The sequence below is a fragment of the Epibacterium ulvae genome (assembly GCF_018678075.1).
Classification (GTDB): domain Bacteria; phylum Pseudomonadota; class Alphaproteobacteria; order Rhodobacterales; family Rhodobacteraceae; genus Epibacterium; species Epibacterium ulvae_A.
Window position 1 is genome coordinate 68,577 of record NZ_JAHHIR010000035.1, and the last position, 19,070, is coordinate 87,646.

The window sequence follows — 19,070 nt, forward strand, 5'->3', positions numbered from 1 at the left end:
CAGGCGGTGTTCCGGCAAGTGTCCCGTCTTTGGGGGCAATGCACGCCGCCGTTTTATGCACGCTTCAGCGGGAGGCGCGCAAACTCAGTTTGCCCGGGATAAAACAGGTTTCGTGCGTTCAATCACACGGTTTCGATGCGCAAGGCGACCGGCGCGATTGAGACTACATCGACCTTTTCCAACTCGGCCAGGGCCTGATCAATGCTGGCACGGCTGGTCTTATGGGTGACAAACAGAACCGGAGCGGCGGCGTCGGCATGGCCGTTTTGGCGCATGCGGTCGATGGAGATGCCGCAGTCGCCCATCACGGCGGTGACCTTGGCCAAGGCGCCGGGTTTGTCCTGCAGGGCCATGCGCAGGTAGAACGGCGCGGGCAGTTCGGCCTGTGCGGCTGGCGCGTCTTGCAAGGTCGATGCCGCCTGACCAAAGGTCGGCAGACGGAAGCCACGGGCAATGTCGCAGATATCGCCCAGAACCGCGCTTGCGGTTGGACCTTCGCCGGCACCGGGGCCACGCAGCACAATCTGCTCCACCGCGTCGCCTTCGATGACAACCATATTGGTGCCGCCTTCCAGCTGACCCAGTGGCGAGTTCGCGGGCACCAGACAGGGGGTCATCCGCTGTTCCAGACCACGGCCGGTGCGCTGCGCCACGCCCAGCAATTTGATGCGATAGCCCATATCGGCCGCTGCATTGATATCTTCGGGTGAGATCCGCTGGATGCCTTCCAGCTGCACATCTTCAAAGGCAGGTTTGGTGCCAAATGCGATCGAAGCCAGGATCGCCAACTTGTGACCTGCATCAATGCCGCCCACATCCAGATTTGGATCCGCCTCAAGGTAGCCGAGGCGCCCGCATTCCTCGAACAGGGCGTTGTAGCCCTGGCCGGTGGCCTCCATCTGGGTGAGGATATAGTTGCAGGTGCCGTTCATCACGCCCATCACGCGGGTGATCTCATTTCCGGCCAGACCTTCGGTCAGGGATTTGATCACCGGGATACCGCCGGCGACGCCCGCTTCAAAACGGATCACACGGCCCAATTCCTCGGCCTGTTCGGCCAGTGCCTGACCATGGATGGCCAGCAACGCCTTGTTGGCGGTGACCACGTCCTTGCCGGTTGCAAGGGCTGTCTCAATGGCGTCTTTTGCTGGGCCTTCATGGCCGCCCATCAGCTCGACCAGCACATCCACATCATCGCGTTTGGCGAGTGCGACCGGGTCGGTTTCCCAAGCATAATCCGCCAGCGACACGCCGCGATCTTTGCTGGCGTCACGGGCAGAGATGGCCGTGATGACAATGGGGCGCCCCGTGCGGGCTTCCAATTGTGCGGCGTGGCGGCGAATGATTTTCACAACGCCGATGCCGACGGTTCCCAAACCTGCGATTCCAAGGCGAAGCGGCTCAGTCATTATCGGAAGTCCCTTTTGGTCATCGTTCAAACCCCCGCATATCGGGTTCGACGCATGGGTGCAATGTGGGGACAATCACAGAATGGAGTAAATGCGCAGCTAAGGCGAAATCGCCCCTTAGATGTTGGTATTATTAAGCGCCGCCGCGCGCGCCTTGAGCCGGGCTGCGCGTGCTTTCAACTCAGCGTCCAGGTCCGCGCCTTCTTCGGCAGGCACCGTTTGCGGCGGCAGGGCATCGCCCAGCGGGATCAGCGTCGGATAGGCCGCACCGCGCAGGTCCGGGGTCAGCCGGTCCTCAAGCTCTGGCACCCGCGAACAGCCCATGACCCCGGCGCACATAACAAGGCTGAGCATCAAGGCAGGCAGGGCAGGGCGCAGCATATTGGGGATCCTTTGTCGCAATTGCCCTTGTGAACCATATTTGCAGGGAGCCTGGCAAGAGAGGGTTTTTATTGAACATCTGTTCTTAAACCCTATGATCTGCGCCATGGCACGTACCCAAGGTTCCCATTCCGACGTCACCGGACCCAAGATCCAGCGCACCGCCTTGCGGCTGTTTGCGCAACACGGGTTTGCGGCTGTCTCCATGCGGCAAATCGCCAAAGAGGTCGGCGTGCAGGCCGGCGCTTTGTACAACTACATTCCCGACAAGCAAAGCCTGCTGGTCTCCTTGATGCAAACCCATATGGAGGAAGTGCTGGCCGCCTGGCATAACCGGTGCGCAAATCTGCAGGGGCAAGATAGTCTGGCGCGGCTGGAGGCCTTTACCCGGTTTCACATCCTCTATCATATGGAACGCCCGGACGCGGTCTTTATCGCCTATATGGAGCTGCGCAATCTGACGGATGAAAACTTCGCTCGGATCGAGGCCCTGCGCGGCACCTATGAGGATGAGCTGCGCGCGATCTTGCAAGACGGGGTGACCGAAGGGCAGTTCAACATCAGCGATGCCAAGATCACCACGCTGGCGGTGATCGGCATGTTGAACGGGGTGATGACCTGGTATCGCAGCGGCGGGCGTCTGTCGTTAGAAGAGGTCGAGACGATCTATTGGGATATGGTGCGCAAATCCGTCAGCCCGGATCTGGGCTGACGTGACAGGCGGGGTCTGTCGCCTATTTCGCCCGCGTGTCCGGACGCAGCGTGGTGCCCAGAATATGGTCCGCATTGTGAATCACATGATGGGCCTGTCCGACGACTAACGGGTCTGGTTGCCCCACAAGTTCTACGTCCTTGTCTGGATAGTCGATGGTCGACAGGAAATGGCGCATACAATTCAGCCGGGCGCGTTTCTTGTCGTTTGACTTGATGATCGTCCAGGGCGCATCGGCGGTGTCGGTGTAAAAGAACATCGCTTCCTTGGCCTCGGTATAATCATCCCATTTGGACAGGCTGGCCTTGTCGATCGGGCTGAGCTTCCATTGTTTCAACGGATCCGTCTCGCGGGCTTTGAACCGGCGGCGTTGCTCATCCTGGGTGACCGAAAACCAGTATTTGTAAAAGCGGATGCCAGAGCGCACCAACATCCGTTCCAAATCCGGTGTCTGGCGCATGAATTCCAGATATTCATTGGCAGAGCAAAATCCCATGACCCGCTCGACCCCGGCGCGATTGTACCAGGAGCGGTCATAGAACACCATTTCGCCAACTGTCGGAAGCTCCTGGATATAGCGCTGGTAATACCACTGGCCTTTTTCTTCCCAGGTGGGTTTGTTCAGAGCTACCACACGGGCCTGACGGGGGTTCAAATGCTCCATGAACCGTTTGATGGTGCCGCCTTTGCCTGCGGCGTCGCGCCCCTCAAACAGCAGTATAAAACGCTCACCTGTTTCCTGCGCCCATAGCTGTACTTTCAACAATTCCGCCTGCAGCTTGGCCTTTTCAACCTCATAGGCGCGCCGGGCCATTTTGCGACCATAGGGGTATTTGCCGCTTTCGAACGCCTTGCGCACGGCCTCGGCACTGGGGGCGGCTGCACGCGGTTTCTTAGGCGTGGTAGATGGCGCGTCGGCCACAGCCGGTTCATTGGCTGCGATTTGGTCTTTGGGAGCAATCTGGGTGACGGTCTCCATGCGCGGGGTCTCCTTTTTCTGGGGGCACCCGCACACTGACGACCCACGCACAATCGCGCGTTGATCCGTGTCAATAAAACGTTACAAACTGCAGCGCGTCCCTGAACGATCCCGGCGCGGATTAATGGGCTGGCCGAATGAAGGTCCCATTGCGCAATTCGCGAAAGGCGGTGCGCAGCTCGTCTTGGGTGTTCATTACGATGGGTCCGTGCCAGGCCACAGGTTCCTCGATCGGTGCTCCTGAGATCAGCAGGAACCGCAGCCCCTCTGGCCCCGCCTGCACCGTGACCTCATCCCCGGTGCCAAACCGAACCAAAGTGCGGTTGCCGGATAGGTCGCGGATATTGACCTCTTGGCCCATGACCTCTTTTTCCAACAGAACCCCCTGCGGGGCAGAGGCGTCTACAAACAAGCCACTGCCGTCAAAGACATAGGCAAACGCCCGGCGATAGGTGTCGATGGCAAAGGTCTTTTTCACGCCGGCCGGGACAAAGACATCCAGATATTGCGGATCCGATGCGATCCCGTCCACCGGACCACGCGCGCCCCAGAATGCGCCGACAATGACCTTCACCCGGGTGCCATCATCGTCGATCACCTCGGGGATGTCCTGTCCTTGAATGTCCTGATAGCGCGGCGCGCACATCTTGTCGGCGCTGGGCAGATTGCCCCACAGCTGAAACCCATGCATCTGACCGGCCGCATTGCCGCTGGGCATCTCTTGGTGCAGGATGCCGGACCCGGCGGTCATCCATTGCACGGCGCCAGAGCCCAGAGTGCCAGCATTGCCCAAGGAGTCGCTGTGCTCCACCGATCCCGACAGAACATAGGTGATCGTCTCGATCCCGCGATGGGGATGCCAGGGGAAGCCCTGTTCGTAATCCGCCGGGTCGTCGCCGCGAAAATCATCAAACAGCAGGAAGGGATCCTGCGCGCTTGGATCATCAAATCCAAAGGCCCGGTGCAGTTTCACGCCTGCGCCTTCCATGGTGGGAACCGCCGCGCGTCTTTCCAGAATTGGCCGCAATGACATGGTGCTTCTCCTGTGGCTGTGATGCTCTAGACCTAGACTTTGCGCCCCCGAATGAGTAGAGGCAGCCGGGCACGGGGCCTGTGTGAAGACGCACAGAGAGGCCCCTGATCGTGCCCTTAACAGGCCGTGCCCATAGGAGAGAGTGATGAACGACGAACCCCTGGCAACCGTATCTGCCTCTGCCCCGCGCCGCATTGTTGGCGTGGCCATGTTGACCGGTCTTGGCTTTCTGCTCCCCTATCTTGCGATGCAAGGCGGGCAGGGCGCGTTTTTGAGCCTGTTTTTGATTGTTATGGGCGGGGGCGCAATGTGGTTGGCCCTGCGCATGCTGCAGGCCACCAAACAAAGCGTGATCCTCACCGTGGATGGTCTTTATGACAGCGATGGCACACTGATCGCAGCACTGGACAATATCACGCGGGTGGAAAAAGGCGCTTTTGCGTTCAAACCATCCAACGGGTTCACACTGCGCACCAAGCAGGCCGGGCCCCGGGCATGGCGGCCGGGCATGTGGTGGCGCCTGGGTAAAAGCGTCGGAATTGGTGGGGTGACACCGGGCCAACATGCCAAGACAATGGCAGATATCCTTGCAGCCTTTGTCGCCGATAAAACGATGGTCGATGATATCAAAGACCGCCTGGACCAACGTGATCCAAACGGTCAATAATCTGCACGTCAAGTAGGAACGTTAGATGGTTTCGTCGATGCCATCGTCATGGGATGGGCCTGAGATTATGAGCCCCTCGAACCGAACCAGCGGTGCAAATCGCGGGCGGGTAAAGACGAAGCTTTCGATCTCCATCAGGGATTGCTGCAACAGGTTTTCTTCACTGTCGTTGAAATCCGCGTCCCGCAGTTCCAGGAAGACAACAGGGAACACCGGGCGCACCAGATTGTGCATCTCAACCAGGATGACTCGTTCCTGATCGGGCATATTCGGCAGGTTATCAGCGATCAGTTGAATATCCGCATCCGTACGCTCCGCATAGGCGTCACCGCGCGCTTTGGACCAATCGATGTAATGACGGTCGTCATCTTCATCCCAGCGCACAATGGTGATGCGAATGGATAGGTCGGAGTCCGGGCGCACCAGCAGCTCAGCCATGTCTTGCATGCTGTCGATGTAGTCTTCGTTCAATTCCTGCGTTTCACGCGAAATCAGATCTGATACGGTATAGGCCGCTTTCAGGTTGATGCTCTCCTGGCGGAAGGCGTCAAAGAAGGTTACAACCATCGCAAAGATGAACAGGACCAGCGGTGCGTAGATCGCAAACTCGACCGCGATGGAGCCATCGGTATCTGATGCAAACCGTTTGGCCTTTTTGGAAAACAACTTACGCATGGTTTACCTCGGTTCCTGAACAAATGCCGACGCTGCATAAAGACGGATACGCCCGTCAGCGTCCTTGGGCAGGGCAGCACCTAGGCCCCAGGTTGGCATGAAAGGGTTAAACTTGATGCAGGCGCGGACGAACATCAGCTCGTTGGATTGACCATTTTCAAAACTGCGCACCGGGCTGATGGTGTCTGCGTCAATTGAGTCCACGCAATCGGGATACTCCGGCACCACATCAGTCCAGTTGAACGGGTCCAGCTGCACCAGTTCCAACCGCATCTGGGTCTCACAATCGTCGATGAACCCGGCACGGGAACAGACGTCATCGCGGATGTCATCGTGGGTGACCGCAACCCCGGTGCCCAGGCGCAGCTCGCGCACGGTCAGATCCAAGGCGCGTTCCAACATCGAGCCGCGCATCTGGATCAGGCCCAATTCGATGGTGGTCATAAGGATCAGCAACAAAAGCGGGAAGAAGATGACAAACTCAACCGTGATCGAGCCTTCTTCATTGCGGCGAAAGCGGCGCACAAACTGCGCTAAACGAGAACGGATCATTGGGTCAGCCTCAACTGGCGAATGGAGGTTGCGATGGATGCAAAGGCGTCTGAAATTTCCAAACCATCCACATCAAAGAAATGAGAGTCTGAACTTGCGCAGTTTTTCAAAACTGTCTGGCCATTGGATGGCGCTTCGAAACCGATTGTATAGACAATGATGCCCTGTGCCTTGGCCGCGTCACAGATGTCTTGGGTGCGGTTGTTCTTGGTGCTGCCGCCGACCGTGCTGTATGCGCCATTATAGTAGGTGCTGCGCGCTGTACTGGTGCCCTGCCAATCGGCAAACAGGCGGTCCGAAACATAGCGCAGGCTGGTGTCAGCCCACAGATCTTCGTAAGTCAGCCGTTCCGCCGATCCGGATTCATTCTGCCAGTAACAGCTGTAATAGCTACATTTACGGTATTCGCCGTCGCCGTAAGGGTGGTCTTCCCAACGGGGCAGGTCGCTCAGGCTGTTGCCGTCACTGTGCCAATAATATTCATTCCGAGACGCACTATAGGTCGAATAAACTCTGGCGGTATCATTGTACCAAACGTCAGAGGTCTGACCCCGGAAGTGATCGCGGATGTAATATTGCGATGTGTTCTGCCCGTCGGTCATCAACACGATGATCTTGAGCGTTTCGGGGTCGGTATAGGCCGCCGGGCGGGTGGCAAACGTGGGATCAATATAGGGGTCATCGCCGGTGGTCAGGTTAACGATGGCCGGGTTGATGCTCGGATCCAGCAGGGCGGTGCCCCATTTCATGCCAAGGTCGATCGAGGTATTGCCCTCGGCAACCAGCCCCTGAATGAAGGACTTCAGCGTATCGGCGTCATCTTCCAACAGCATCATTTCGCGCGAGGCTCGTTCGTCACAGACGGGTAGGGTCACCAGACGTGTGTCATCAGAGCGCCGGTCGATGGTGTACCAGGGCGCAAAGTGCATTGTACGCTCGTAGCTATCAGTCAGGCTGATAGTGGAGGTTTCAAAGTCCGCCGCATCAAAGTTGATGCAGTTGGAATAGGGGTGTGCGCCGGATGTGTTCAATTCGGCATAAAGCTCGTCCGGCCCCGCCACTTGCGTTGCGTAAGGCACGATCGACATCGACATTTTGCCTTCGATCGTGTTCAGCCCGATGGCATCCACGAACTCTTGCGCCGCGACCTTTAGGTTCGGCAGGCGAGAGTTTGAGTTCATCGAGCCAGAGACGTCCAGCACCAGCGTGATCTCGATGTCGTCAATGCTTTCTTCCGCCCGCGAGCGTGCCCGCAGCATCAGCTCAGAGTCGCCAAACAACTGCAGGTACTGTGCCGCAAATGGCGTCTCGATCGTGCTCTCGACCTTTTTGAAGCCCTGGCCCTGCTCCACGAGTGGGGTGTCGTAATATTCCCCCAGACCGGATTTCTCCAGATAGTCCTGAACCACGGCTTCGGGTTCAAATTCCTGGTCCAGATCCGCCGCCGCCAGCACCGCGCGGTCCAAGGTGTATTGCAGCACCGTTCGGTCACGCTCAAACCGCATCAAATCAATGCCAATGCCACCCACCATCAACATCAACAAAGTGACGAGGATCATCGGTTTCGCCAGCACGCCTTCTTCTTTGCGACGAAACGCGCGCAGCAGCGCAAACGCAGAAGTGGCGGTGCGCGGACGGAGAGATCTATCTTTTCGGTCGAACGCAGTCATTGTTAATCACCTGATAGACCACCGCGTGGACTCCCGGATATGGAGACAGGGGTGGCTGGTTTTCAAAGATATTCTCATTTAGATATGATTTAGAAAGGTGACCAAAATTGGGCGCGAATTAGACGAAATCGCCTGTTTTTGTTGACAATTCTGAACAGTTCCGTGTCAAATGGGATGGCCGTTTCCAAATTGAGAACTGGCGGGCCCAAAGGCTTAACGAATCGAGTGAGCACGAGTCGTCACAGAAAAGCTTTTCATAAATTGCTTAAAAAATTGGCAAAGTATAAACGTTTAAATGCTCACATATCCAAAGATGCAGCAGTGAGTCGTCGTAAACTTTTGGAGTAGGTGGAATGCACCTTCAAAACGAACCCAGCTTCCGCGAGAGCGTGGACATGATGTTTAACAGGGCGGTTGCTCTGATGGACTTGGCTCCGGGGCTAGAGGAAAAAATCCGCGTCTGTAACGCCACGTATACAGTCCGGTTCGGGGTACGCTTGCGGGGCGAAATCCGCACGTTCACTGGCTATCGTTCGGTGCACTCCGAACATATGGAACCGGTCAAGGGCGGGATCCGCTTTTCAACCGGGGTTAACCAGGATGAGGTCGAAGCGCTCGCGGCGCTGATGACATATAAATGTGCGCTGGTCGAAGCACCGTTCGGGGGCTCCAAAGGGGGCCTGTGCATCGACCCGCGCGAATACGAAGAACATGAGCTGGAATTAATCACCCGCCGTTTCGCCTATGAGCTTGCGAAACGCGATATGATCCACCCGGCCCAAAACGTACCTGCCCCTGACATGGGAACAGGCGAGCGTGAGATGGCCTGGATTGCGGACCAGTATCAGCGCATGAACACCACCGATATCAATGGCAAAGCCTGTGTCACCGGTAAGCCGCTGAACGCGGGTGGTATTGCCGGCCGGGTCGAAGCGACCGGGCGCGGTGTGCAATATGCGCTGCGCGAATTCTTCCGCCATCCCGACGATGTGGCCAAGGCTAAACTTACAGGGTCCCTCGATGGCAAACGCGTCATCGTCCAGGGTCTGGGCAACGTGGGCTATCACGCGGCCAAGTTCCTGAGCGAAGAAGACGGCAGCATCATCACCGGCATCATTGAACGTGACGGTGGCCTGTTCAGCGACACTGGTCTGGATGTCGAAGAGGTCCGCCAGTGGATCATGAAACATGGCGGCGTCAAAGGCTGTCCAAACGGTCAATACGTCGAAGACGGCGCTGTTCTGTTGGAGGAAGAGTGCGACATCCTGATCCCGGCCGCGCTGGAAGGGGTGGTCAACCTCTCCAACGCAGATCGCGTCAAGGCCCCGCTGATCATCGAGGCTGCGAACGGTCCGGTGACTGCGGGCGCGGATGACATCCTGCGCAAAAAGGGCTGTGTGATCATTCCCGACATGTATGCCAACGCCGGTGGTGTGACGGTTTCCTATTTCGAATGGGTCAAAAACCTCAGCCATATCCGGTTTGGTCGCATGCAGCGTCGCCAGGAAGAGGCGCGCCACCAATTGGTGGTGGATGAGCTGGAAAAACTTTCGTCCTCCATGGGCAACACCTGGACGTTGGATGGCAAGTTCAAGGAACGCTACCTGCGCGGCGCAGATGAACTGGAGCTGGTCCGCTCTGGTCTCGATGACACCATGCGCGTGGCCTACCAGGCCATGAGCAAGATCTGGCATGAACGCGATGACGTGGATGACCTGCGCACCGCCGCCTATCTGGTTTCCATCGAAAAAGTGGCCAGCAGCTATCGCGCCAAAGGGCTGTAAATCACGGCCCCAATGGTGAAAATAAACCTTGCAAAACGCGCCTCATAACTGGGGCGCTTTTTCACATGCCATCGGGGTCGCAAAATCCATCGTGGCGGCGGTGGGCAAGCGCGGCTAATCTCGGCCAACCACAAACTGATTCCCGGAGCCTTTTTATGAAGCGCATTTTCCCGGCAGGCCTGCGCATTTCAGCAGCAGTCGCCCTCGTCGTTCCTTTGATGTCAGCCCCAGCCCTTGCCCAGGACAGCAAAGAAGACAGCTGCCGCTACCAAGGTGAGGTCATGAGCGCCGTCCAGGACGCACGCCGCAAGCGGGTCAAAGAGGAAAACGTCGAAGCGCGTATTTTGGACTCTGAACCGGAATGGCCCGAACAATACTCCAAAGCCATTCCCCAGCTGGTCAAACATGTCTATGCTCAAAAGCGCAGCGATCTGCGCGGCGTCGACCTTGGCGCGGTATTTGAGGAACAATGCCTCGCCAATTGGGACCAGATCCAGCAGCTGCGAAACGATCTGCAGCAGCCCTCGAACTAAAACGACCTAACTCGGAAGATCCAGCACACCATGGCCCTGCCGCCCGGCTTTCTTGATGAACTGCGCAACCGGATCAGCCTGTCTGATGTGGTCGGGCGCAAGGTGACCTGGGACCAGCGTAAAAGCCAGACCGCCAAAGGGGACTATTGGTCTCCGTGCCCGTTTCACCAGGAAAAAACCGCCTCTTTCCACGTGGAAGATCGCAAGGGGTTTTACTACTGCTTTGGCTGCCATGCCAAAGGGGATGCGCTGAAATTCGTGCAGGAGACGGAAAACGTCGGCTTTATGGAAGCGGTTGAAATCCTGGCGCGCGAAGCCGGGTTGGAACTGCCCAAACGCGACCCTCGTGCCCAGCAGCAACAGGACCGCCGCGCGCTTCTGGCCGAGGTCATGGAGCAGGCGGTGCAGTATTTCCGCCTGCAACTGCGCACGGGCCGTGCCGATCACGCGCGCGCCTATTTGCAGCGCCGGGGCCTGACGCCCGAGGCGCTGGAGCGCTGGGAAATCGGCTTTGCCCCGGACGGCTGGCAGAACCTGTGGGATGCGCTGCGGGGCAAGGATGTCCCCGAAGATCTGATCATTGCGGCCGGTCTTGCCAAACCGTCTAACAAGGGCGGCAAACCCTATGACACATTCCGCAACCGGATCATGTTCCCCATTCGCGATGCGCGTGGCCGTGCGATTGCCTTTGGTGGCCGGGCGATGGATCCCGATGACAACGCCAAATACCTGAATTCGCCCGAGACTGAGCTGTTTGACAAAGGGCGCAGCCTCTACAACCACGGCCCAGCCCGCGCCGCATCCGGACGCGACGCGCCGCTGTTGGTGGCCGAAGGGTATATGGATGTGATCGCCCTGGCCGAAGGCGGATTTACGGCCTCGGTGGCACCACTTGGCACCGCGATCACCGAAAACCAGCTGCAGATGCTGTGGCGCATGTCGGATGAGCCGATCATCGCGTTGGACGGTGACAAGGCCGGTATCCGCGCCGCCATGCGCTTGATCGACATGGCTCTGCCGCAACTGGAGGCCGGGAAATCCCTGCGCTTTGCGGTGATGCCCGATGGCAAAGATCCCGACGATCTGATCCGCGCCGAAGGGGCCGAAGCGGTGCAAGCCGTGTTGGACAAGGCGATCCCCATGGTCCGCCTCCTGTGGCAGCGTGAGACTGAGGGCAAGGTGTTTGACAGCCCCGAACGCAAAGCAGCGCTCGACAAAGCCTTGCGGGAAAAGATCAAACTGATCCGCGATCCGTCTATTCGCAAACATTACGGCGAAGACATCAAAGAACTGCGCTGGCAGCTGTTCCGGGGCAACCGGTCCTCTGGCACCGGACGTGGTGATTTCAAACCGCGTGGATCGCGTGGCGGCAATGGGTTTCGCGATGGCAGCCGTGCGCCTTGGCGCGGCGCGCCTGCTGGGCCGGTCTCAACCACGCGGGCCTCTTTGTTGGCGGGTGCGGATGAACGCGCCTTTGTGCAGATGCGCGAAGCGGTGGTGCTGGCCACACTGATTTCGACCCCGGACATTATTGCCGAATACGAAAGCAATCTGGACCGTCTGGAATGCCAAGACAGCGACCATGTGATGCTGCGCGATTTGATCGTGCGGGTCGGAATTGATGCACCAGAGCGGTTGCGCGACGAGATTGACTATAATTTAGGGCCTCATACCCTTGAAAACCTCATGGCGCTGCGCCATGTCGCTATCAGTGCCGGCGTGCGTAACCCCGGCGATCACGAAACCGCCCGGCTGGTTCTGGGTGAGGAGATCGCAAAAATCGAATCTGCGCGCGGACTGGATGTGGAACTCGCCGAAGCGGCCAATGATATTGGCGCGCGTGAGGATGAGGCTGTGACGTGGCGTTTGCGGCAGGCTGCCCAGGCCCGCAACGAAGCCGTACGCAGTGAAAGTGAAGACCGGGCGAATTACGACGTTGCGGACAACGGGGTGCGGCTTGATCGCGAAGAGAGAGACAGTTTTGGGGCCTTATTGGACCGAATCGGCTTCTCCAAAAAATGAAACCGCCCGTAAAAGTGACGTTTTGCTAAGGAAGTCCAAAAGAAATTTGGGTAAACGGGGTGACGAATCAAAACTTCGCGCTAATGATTCGGGTCACCGAATCGTTTCGCCCGTGAACCCAGCCCCTTTGTGAGGAGCATTGAATGGCCGCCAAAGACACTGACGACCGCAAACCTGATGACCAGGACGCTGAAATCTCGCTCGATATGAGCCAGACCCAGGTCAAAAAGATGATCGCGGAAGCGCGTGAGAAGGGCTACATCACGTATGATCAGCTCAATCAGGTTCTGCCACCCGATCAGGTCAGCTCGGAGCAGATCGAGGATGTGATGTCCATGCTGTCTGAGATGGGCATCAATATCATCGAGGACGAAGAGGCCGAAGAGGAGGAGAATAAAGGCTCCACCGAACTGGTTTCCACCGAAGCCAACCGTGAAGTTGCTGTTGCTGGCGCTGGCGCTGAAAAGCTGGACCGCACCGATGACCCTGTGCGGATGTATCTGCGCGAGATGGGCTCAGTTGAGCTTCTGAGCCGTGAAGGCGAGATCGCGATTGCGAAACGCATCGAGGCCGGCCGCAACACAATGATCGCCGGTCTGTGCGAAAGCCCGCTGACCTTCAACGCGATTACCATCTGGCATGACGAACTTCTGTCCGAAGACATTCTACTGCGCGACGTGATCGATCTGGAAGCCACCTTTGGCAATCAGATGGACGAAGAAGGCGGGGTGACCGAACCTGGCATCGATCCTTCGGCAGTAAAAACCGCCAAGCCCAAGGAAGAGGGCCAGCCCGAGCTGGACGCCGACGGCAACCCGATCCTGAACATTGACGACGACGAAGAAGAAGATGAACAGGCCAACATGTCCCTGGCCGCGATGGAAGCCGCGCTCAAGGATCGCGTGTTGGAAGCGCTGGAACGCATCTCGTCCGACTATTCGCAATTGTCCGAAATGCAGGACAGCCGGATCTCTGCCACGCTGAACGAGGACGGTTCGTTCTCGCAGGCGGATGAGGCCCGGTATCAGGCCCTGCGGTCCGAGATCGTTTTGCTGGTGAATGAACTGCACCTGCATAACAACCGTATCGAAGCTTTGATCGACCAGCTTTATGGTATCAACCGCCGTGTCATGTCGATCGACAGCTCCATGGTGAAACTGGCCGACCAAGCGCGGATCAACCGTCGTGAATTCGTCGAAGCCTACCGCGGCCGCGAGCTGGATCCGAACTGGCTTTCTGATATGGCGCAAAAGCCGGGCCGGGGCTGGCAGATGTTCATCGAACGCTCCGCCGACAAGGTCGAAGGCCTGCGCGCAGATATGGCGCAAGTGGGTCAATACGTTGGTCTGGACATCTCTGAATTCCGCCGCATCGTGCAGCAGGTTCAAAAGGGCGAGAAAGAGGCCCGTCAGGCCAAGAAAGAAATGGTCGAAGCCAACCTGCGTCTGGTGATATCGATCGCGAAGAAATACACCAACCGGGGCCTGCAGTTCTTGGATCTAATCCAGGAAGGTAACATCGGTTTGATGAAAGCGGTTGATAAATTTGAATACCGCCGCGGTTATAAATTCTCCACCTATGCGACCTGGTGGATCCGTCAGGCCATCACCCGCTCGATTGCGGATCAGGCCCGTACGATCCGTATCCCGGTCCATATGATCGAGACGATCAACAAGCTGGTGCGGACCGGTCGTCAGATGCTGCACGAAATCGGCCGCGAGCCGACGCCGGAAGAATTGGCGGAAAAGCTGCAGATGCCGCTGGAAAAAGTGCGCAAGGTGATGAAAATCGCCAAGGAGCCGATTTCGCTGGAAACACCGATCGGCGACGAAGAAGACAGCCAACTGGGCGATTTCATCGAGGACAAGAATGCCGTGCTGCCCTTGGACAGCGCCATTCAGGAAAACCTCAAGGAAACCACCACACGGGTTCTGTCCTCGCTCACTCCGCGCGAAGAACGCGTCCTGCGGATGCGGTTTGGTATCGGCATGAACACCGACCACACATTGGAAGAGGTTGGCCAACAGTTCAGCGTGACCCGCGAACGGATCCGCCAGATCGAAGCCAAAGCCCTGCGGAAACTCAAGCATCCAAGCCGCTCACGCAAACTGCGCAGCTTCCTGGATCAATAAATCCAGACCAGATATCAGGGGCGCCCTTTTGGGCGCCTCTTTTTTGTTTGGAGGCTCCTTATGCGCCGTGATATTCCCCTGACGCTATGTTGCACCGCAGCCCTCGCCTCTGCCGCGCTGGCCTGTCCCAATGGCAGCGAAACACTGGTGTCCTGCACCTTTGAGGGGGGCAAGAAACAGCTGCAGACCTGCATTGCTGGCGATCAGGTGCTGTATCGCTTTGGTGCGACCAACCGCAGCCCGGATCTGGATCTTGTCCGCCCCGTCACCGAGGTCGGGCTTGCCCCCTGGCCGGGTGTCAGCCGCACGATCTGGGAAGAGATGACGTTTGAAAACGACGGTTTCTCCTATCTTGTGGCCTATGCACAGGACCGCGACCCCGGCACGACCGAGATCAGCGGCCGTCTCATGGTGCAACAGGGAGAGGACGTGCTGGCCACGCTGACATGCGATCCAGGCAGCGTTGTCTCGGCCGGGTACGCCTTGCCGATTTTTGACGCGAAACGCGCCGCCGGGCAGCACTACAATCACCAGACGTATTCTTGGGAGTAGGGCGCGCCCCAGGGCCCGCTCATGACGCGCTGATCCTGTTTGATGGCCACTGCGTGTTATGTGCTGGTTTGTTTCAGTGGGTCCTGCGCCGCGACCGGGCGGAGTATTTCCAATTCGCCACTGCGCAGTCCCCTTTGGGGCAGGTGATCTATGCTGGACTTGGCCTGCGCCACGATGATCTGGACACGATGGTGGTGCAGGTTGATGGGGTGGCCTTCGTGCGCCTGGACGCAGTGGCCGCCGTGGCGCGCCATCTTCCATTTCCATGGGGCGCGCTGTCGCTGCTCAGACATTTGCCGCGCTGGATCAAGGACCCTGCCTATAATCTGATCGCCCAAAACCGCTACCGCTTGTTTGGCCGTTCCGAGCAGTGCTTGCTGCCAACGCCAGAGTTGCAATCCCGATTTGCCCCCGATGGGTTCGCCAAACAGCCGCAAAAATCCAAAATTTAGAGCCCGATTTTCGCGGACGTTTGCCAAAGCACGCACGGACAATGCCGAGGATTTTAGCGAATTGTTAAATTTCATTGATAAATCGTTAAACTTTCGCCCAAACGATGCAGATCCTATCCAAAGGGATATATATGCTTCACCCAAAGACAGGCGGTCATGGCGTTGCTGGGCCATATCGGCTGGCCTATATTGATTGCAGATTAATGAAGTATTAGGAAATCGCAGGGGATGACAAATGGTCTACAGTAATGTCAACGAAGCTCTGGGCGCCTTGGATCGCAAGGTAGAGGTGCTGAACAATCTTGTGCTGGCGAATGATTTTCTGGTGTCTTGCATGCGCGAAGAAGCCGAGCGGCTGCATGTGATGGGCGGCGACGAAACCCGTGAAATGCTGCGCGAACGGGCCCGTGCCAAGTTTCGTCAAAACGACGGTGAAGAGCCGAACCCGGCCGTACTGTCCATTCTGGAACAGGCCTTGGGCAATGGCCACACGGCTGAGATCATTCCCTTCCCACGGGAGATGCACGCAGGCTGAACCACGCACCGGGACTTGGTGATATTGATCGCCACGCAGCTGCCACAAGATTTGATAACCAACTGACCTCACCACAGCAGACAGGGCCCCCAAGGCAGGCCAGGATGAGGAGCAGATGATCCGATGATACCGTATTAATGTATCACTGCTGGGGGCCTTGCCCCCTTTTTTAATGTCTAAAACTGGGATGAATGCGCGAATAGGCACAGGCTTGTGATACGGGTTTATTCGCAATGGACATCGCCCTACCTAAGTAACACTTCAGACGCATCCAGAGCGCCGCGCATGTTCATTCGCGCAAGCACAGGGTGCCATGTGAACCTATTTTGGCAAGGGAAGGCTTTTACTATGTCTCTTCGTTTTACCACTCTTCTGGCGGCCCTGACCGCCGTGTCGCTTGCTTTGCCTGTTCAGGCCGCAAATGGCGTGTTTCGCGCCAAAAACGATATGCGGGTTGCACCGCGTGACAATGTGCTGATCGAAGTCGGCGGCTTTACCCGCAACGCTGGTCTGGATGACTACTGGTGTGCCGTGGGCGACTACTTGCACCGGGTGCAGAAAACGTCGTGGAACCAAAAAGTCTATGTCGCCCGCGGTCTGGGACCTGCGCAGGCTGTGAACAGCCGCGATGCGGTGCTCTTTACCTTGGATCCGACCGCCGCCGGTGTTACCCCATTGGACAAAGAGTTTCGGGTTGTGGGAACCCTCTCAGTCGGCCGCGCCAAAAGCGTGAATTCCGCCTTTTACAGCTGTGACCGTTTCCCAACCCTGTTTCGGGACTGATCCTAATGGCGGGATCTCATCACAGGGTGGCGTCTATGGTGCAAAAGGAATTTGGGGTGCAAACCCACGGGCAGGGCACCTATGAGCTCACCCGCAGCATTTGTGACTGGGTGGCGGCAAGCAGTGTCTCAACCGGCCTGTTGACGCTCTTTGTGCGCCACACCTCCTGTTCGTTGATGATCCAGGAAAATGCCGATGCTGAGGTCCAGTCGGATCTGCTCGCCTATTTCTCACGTCTGGTGCCCCCCTCCAGCGATCCCGCCATGTCCTATCTGCGCCACACCTATGAGGGGCCGGACGATATGCCCGCTCATATCAAGGCGGCAATCCTGCCGGTGAGCCTGACAATTCCCGTCAGCGGCGGACAGCCGGTTCTGGGCACCTGGCAGGGGATCTTCCTTTTTGAACACCGCGACGCCCCCCATGCGCGGCGGATCTTTGCCCATCTCGCCTGAACCGGGTTATTTTGACCCCAAGTATAGAGATTGAATTTCCCCACTACCCAAACCCTAGCGGCTCCCCTATAGTTGTGGATAACTAAGCCGAAAGCAGCACTACTTTTCCATTTGGAGAGTCGAGGGGGACTGGCCGATGCGTTGCCCGTTTTGCGGAAACATTGATACCCAAGTAAAAGATTCTCGCCCCGCCGAGGATCACGTCTCGATCCGGCGCCGCCGGTTCTGCCCGTCCTGTGGGGGGCGATTTACCACCTATGAACGGGTGCAGCTGCGCGATCTGGTGGTGGTGAAAACCAACGGTCGCCGCGAAGATTTTGACCGCGACAAGCTGGAGCGTTCGATCCGCATCTCCATGCAGAAACGCCCGGTCGACCCGGAACGTATAGATCAGATGATTTCCGGCATCGTGCGCCGTCTGGAAAGCATGGGGGAGACCGACATCCCCTCCAAGAAAATCGGTGAGATCGTGATGGAGGCGTTGGCGCGCATTGACACGGTGGCCTATGTGCGCTTTGCAAGCGTGTATAAGAACTTCCAGGCCGCCGATGATTTCGAAGATTTCGTCCATGAGCTGCGGCCCGACGTGCCACCGGAAGAGAGCTGATCTTCCTCCAAACTCGGGTACTTCTGGCGTGAGTGATACAGACAAACGGTTTATGGCGCTGGCGCTGTCTCTTGGGCGGCGTGGCATGGGCAATTGCTGGCCAAACCCTGCGGTGGGCTGTGTGATTGTCAAAGACGGTCGCGTTCTGGGACGCGGCTGGACGCAACCGGGCGGCCGCCCCCATGCCGAACCCCAGGCCTTGGCGCAAGCCGGGGAGGGGGCGCGTGGGGCAACCGTCTATGTCACCCTTGAACCCTGTTCCCATTTTGGCAAAACCCCGCCCTGTGCTCAGGCGTTGATCGATGCGGGTGTGGCCCATGTGGTCGCCGCGATCGAAGACAGCGATCCGCGTGTCTCAGGCCAGGGGTTCCAGATGCTGCGCGACGCGGGCATCACAGTCACAACCGGTGTGCTCAGCGATCAGGCCGCGCGCGATCATGCGGGCTTCTTTCGCCGCACCGAACAGGGGCGTCCTTGGGTGACCTTGAAACTGGCCAGCTCGTTTGATGGGCGTATTGCCACCGGATCAGGGCAAAGCAAATGGATCACCGGGTCCGAGGCGCGCCGCATGGTCCACGCCATGCGCATGCGCCATGATGCGGTCATGGTGGGCGCAGGCACCGCACGCGCCGATGATCCCTCGCTCACGGTGCGGGACATGGGCGTCAATCACCAACCGGTGCGGGTTGTCATCTCGCGCCATCTGGATCTGCCCCTGATGGGTCAGCTTGCGCGCACCGCCAATGACATTCCGGTCTGGATCGCCCATGGGCCGGGGGCCGATGTGGAACGTATTCGCGCCTGGGAAGGGCTGGGTGCACGGATGATCCCCAGCGCGGTGCACGGCGTGCAGCTTGATCCTGCCGATGTTCTGCGCCAGCTGGGCCAGGCCGGGCTCAACCGGATTTTCTGCGAAGGTGGTTCAGCTCTTGCGGCGTCCCTTTTGGCTTTTGACCTGGTGGATGAGCTGATCGGCTTTACCGCAGGTCTTGGCATTGGCGCCGAAGGTCTGCCCTCCATCGGGGCTTTGGGGCTGGGACGTCTCGAAGAGGCGCCGCGCTATGTGCTGGAAGAAGTCCGCCCGGTTGGGGCCGACATCCTGCACCGCTGGGTGCGTCGTCAGGAAAAGATCTAACG

Annotated in this window: 20 protein-coding genes; 13 read left to right on the top strand and 7 right to left on the bottom strand. The window is 58.1% G+C overall.

The features are described from left to right. Nucleotides 1–122 precede the first annotated feature (122 nt). Together KMP13_RS09540 and KMP13_RS09545 are read right to left on the bottom strand one after the other, a co-directional pair. Nucleotides 123–1,409: a homoserine dehydrogenase gene (locus KMP13_RS09540; protein ID WP_215265624.1), complete on the bottom strand. Its 1,287-nt coding sequence runs from the start codon at nucleotides 1,407–1,409 to the stop codon at nucleotides 123–125. 117 nt (nucleotides 1,410–1,526) lie between these two features. Beyond that, on the bottom strand, nucleotides 1,527–1,790 hold the full coding sequence (locus tag KMP13_RS09545) for a hypothetical protein (protein WP_251363773.1): 264 nt from the start codon (nucleotides 1,788–1,790) through the stop codon (nucleotides 1,527–1,529). Between the two features lie 106 nt (nucleotides 1,791–1,896). On the opposite strand from KMP13_RS09545, the gene KMP13_RS09550 reads away from it, so the two are divergent. Beyond that, on the top strand, nucleotides 1,897–2,502 hold the full coding sequence (locus tag KMP13_RS09550; RefSeq protein ID WP_215265625.1) for a TetR/AcrR family transcriptional regulator: 606 nt from the start codon (nucleotides 1,897–1,899) through the stop codon (nucleotides 2,500–2,502). 22 nt (nucleotides 2,503–2,524) lie between these two features. On the opposite strand, the gene ppk2 is transcribed toward KMP13_RS09550, so the two are convergent. Together ppk2 and KMP13_RS09560 are read right to left on the bottom strand one after the other, a co-directional pair. Beyond that, entirely contained in the window at nucleotides 2,525–3,481 is a 957-nt protein-coding gene (ppk2, locus tag KMP13_RS09555; protein ID WP_215265626.1) for a polyphosphate kinase 2, read from the bottom strand. Nucleotides 3,482–3,602: 121 nt separating this feature from the next. Next, nucleotides 3,603–4,514, bottom strand: coding sequence for a pirin family protein (locus KMP13_RS09560; RefSeq protein WP_215265627.1), 912 nt, complete (start codon nucleotides 4,512–4,514; stop codon nucleotides 3,603–3,605). A gap of 145 nt (nucleotides 4,515–4,659) precedes the next feature. On the opposite strand from KMP13_RS09560, the gene KMP13_RS09565 reads away from it, so the two are divergent. After that, a complete protein-coding gene (locus KMP13_RS09565) occupies nucleotides 4,660–5,181 on the top strand; it encodes a hypothetical protein (protein ID WP_215265628.1) in 522 nt (173 codons plus the stop codon). A gap of 21 nt (nucleotides 5,182–5,202) precedes the next feature. On the opposite strand, the gene KMP13_RS09570 is transcribed toward KMP13_RS09565, so the two are convergent. The 3 genes from KMP13_RS09570 to KMP13_RS09580 are packed head-to-tail and all read right to left on the bottom strand — an operon-like array spanning nucleotide 5,203 to nucleotide 8,078. Further along, entirely contained in the window at nucleotides 5,203–5,856 is a 654-nt protein-coding gene (locus KMP13_RS09570; protein ID WP_215265629.1) for a TadE/TadG family type IV pilus assembly protein, read from the bottom strand. A 3-nt stretch (nucleotides 5,857–5,859) separates the two neighbouring features. Continuing rightward, on the bottom strand, nucleotides 5,860–6,408 hold the full coding sequence (locus KMP13_RS09575) for a TadE/TadG family type IV pilus assembly protein (RefSeq protein ID WP_215265630.1): 549 nt from the start codon (nucleotides 6,406–6,408) through the stop codon (nucleotides 5,860–5,862). Next, the gene (locus tag KMP13_RS09580) at nucleotides 6,405–8,078 is read right to left on the bottom strand and encodes a TadE/TadG family type IV pilus assembly protein (protein WP_215265631.1); all 1,674 of its coding nucleotides are present in this window, start codon (nucleotides 8,076–8,078) and stop codon (nucleotides 6,405–6,407) included. The genes KMP13_RS09575 and KMP13_RS09580 overlap by 4 nt, the downstream gene beginning before the upstream one ends. Nucleotides 8,079–8,431: 353 nt before the next feature. Here KMP13_RS09580 and KMP13_RS09585 point away from each other — a divergent pair, with 353 nt between their 5' ends. From KMP13_RS09585 to ribD, 11 genes are all read left to right on the top strand, one after another. Next, nucleotides 8,432–9,862, top strand: coding sequence for a Glu/Leu/Phe/Val family dehydrogenase (locus KMP13_RS09585; RefSeq protein WP_215265632.1), 1,431 nt, complete (start codon nucleotides 8,432–8,434; stop codon nucleotides 9,860–9,862). Between the two features lie 155 nt (nucleotides 9,863–10,017). Then, nucleotides 10,018–10,395: a hypothetical protein gene (locus KMP13_RS09590; RefSeq protein ID WP_215265633.1), complete on the top strand. Its 378-nt coding sequence runs from the start codon at nucleotides 10,018–10,020 to the stop codon at nucleotides 10,393–10,395. Between the two features lie 30 nt (nucleotides 10,396–10,425). After that, on the top strand, nucleotides 10,426–12,417 hold the full coding sequence (dnaG, locus tag KMP13_RS09595; RefSeq protein ID WP_215265634.1) for a DNA primase: 1,992 nt from the start codon (nucleotides 10,426–10,428) through the stop codon (nucleotides 12,415–12,417). A 143-nt stretch (nucleotides 12,418–12,560) separates the two neighbouring features. Then, a complete protein-coding gene (gene rpoD, locus KMP13_RS09600) occupies nucleotides 12,561–14,549 on the top strand; it encodes an RNA polymerase sigma factor RpoD (RefSeq protein ID WP_215265635.1) in 1,989 nt (662 codons plus the stop codon). Nucleotides 14,550–14,609: 60 nt separating this feature from the next. Further along, nucleotides 14,610–15,101, top strand: coding sequence for a hypothetical protein (locus KMP13_RS09605; protein WP_215265636.1), 492 nt, complete (start codon nucleotides 14,610–14,612; stop codon nucleotides 15,099–15,101). Further along, nucleotides 15,092–15,553 carry a thiol-disulfide oxidoreductase DCC family protein gene (locus KMP13_RS09610; RefSeq protein ID WP_215265637.1) on the top strand — a complete coding sequence of 154 codons (462 nt, stop codon included), beginning with the start codon at nucleotides 15,092–15,094 and terminating at the stop codon, nucleotides 15,551–15,553. Before KMP13_RS09605 ends, KMP13_RS09610 begins: the two co-directional genes overlap by 10 nt. Nucleotides 15,554–15,788: 235 nt before the next feature. Beyond that, nucleotides 15,789–16,088: a hypothetical protein gene (locus KMP13_RS09615; protein WP_215265638.1), complete on the top strand. Its 300-nt coding sequence runs from the start codon at nucleotides 15,789–15,791 to the stop codon at nucleotides 16,086–16,088. A 348-nt stretch (nucleotides 16,089–16,436) separates the two neighbouring features. After that, nucleotides 16,437–16,871, top strand: coding sequence for a hypothetical protein (locus tag KMP13_RS09620; RefSeq protein WP_215265639.1), 435 nt, complete (start codon nucleotides 16,437–16,439; stop codon nucleotides 16,869–16,871). A 35-nt stretch (nucleotides 16,872–16,906) separates the two neighbouring features. Further along, entirely contained in the window at nucleotides 16,907–17,326 is a 420-nt protein-coding gene (locus KMP13_RS09625; protein WP_251363775.1) for a secondary thiamine-phosphate synthase enzyme YjbQ, read from the top strand. A gap of 136 nt (nucleotides 17,327–17,462) precedes the next feature. Beyond that, entirely contained in the window at nucleotides 17,463–17,933 is a 471-nt protein-coding gene (gene nrdR / locus KMP13_RS09630; protein ID WP_215265640.1) for a transcriptional regulator NrdR, read from the top strand. A 28-nt stretch (nucleotides 17,934–17,961) separates the two neighbouring features. Further along, nucleotides 17,962–19,068 (top strand): bifunctional diaminohydroxyphosphoribosylaminopyrimidine deaminase/5-amino-6-(5-phosphoribosylamino)uracil reductase RibD, encoded by a 1,107-nt coding sequence (gene ribD, locus KMP13_RS09635; RefSeq protein ID WP_353055701.1) that lies wholly within the window; start codon nucleotides 17,962–17,964, stop codon nucleotides 19,066–19,068. Nucleotides 19,069–19,070: the final 2 nt, after the last annotated feature.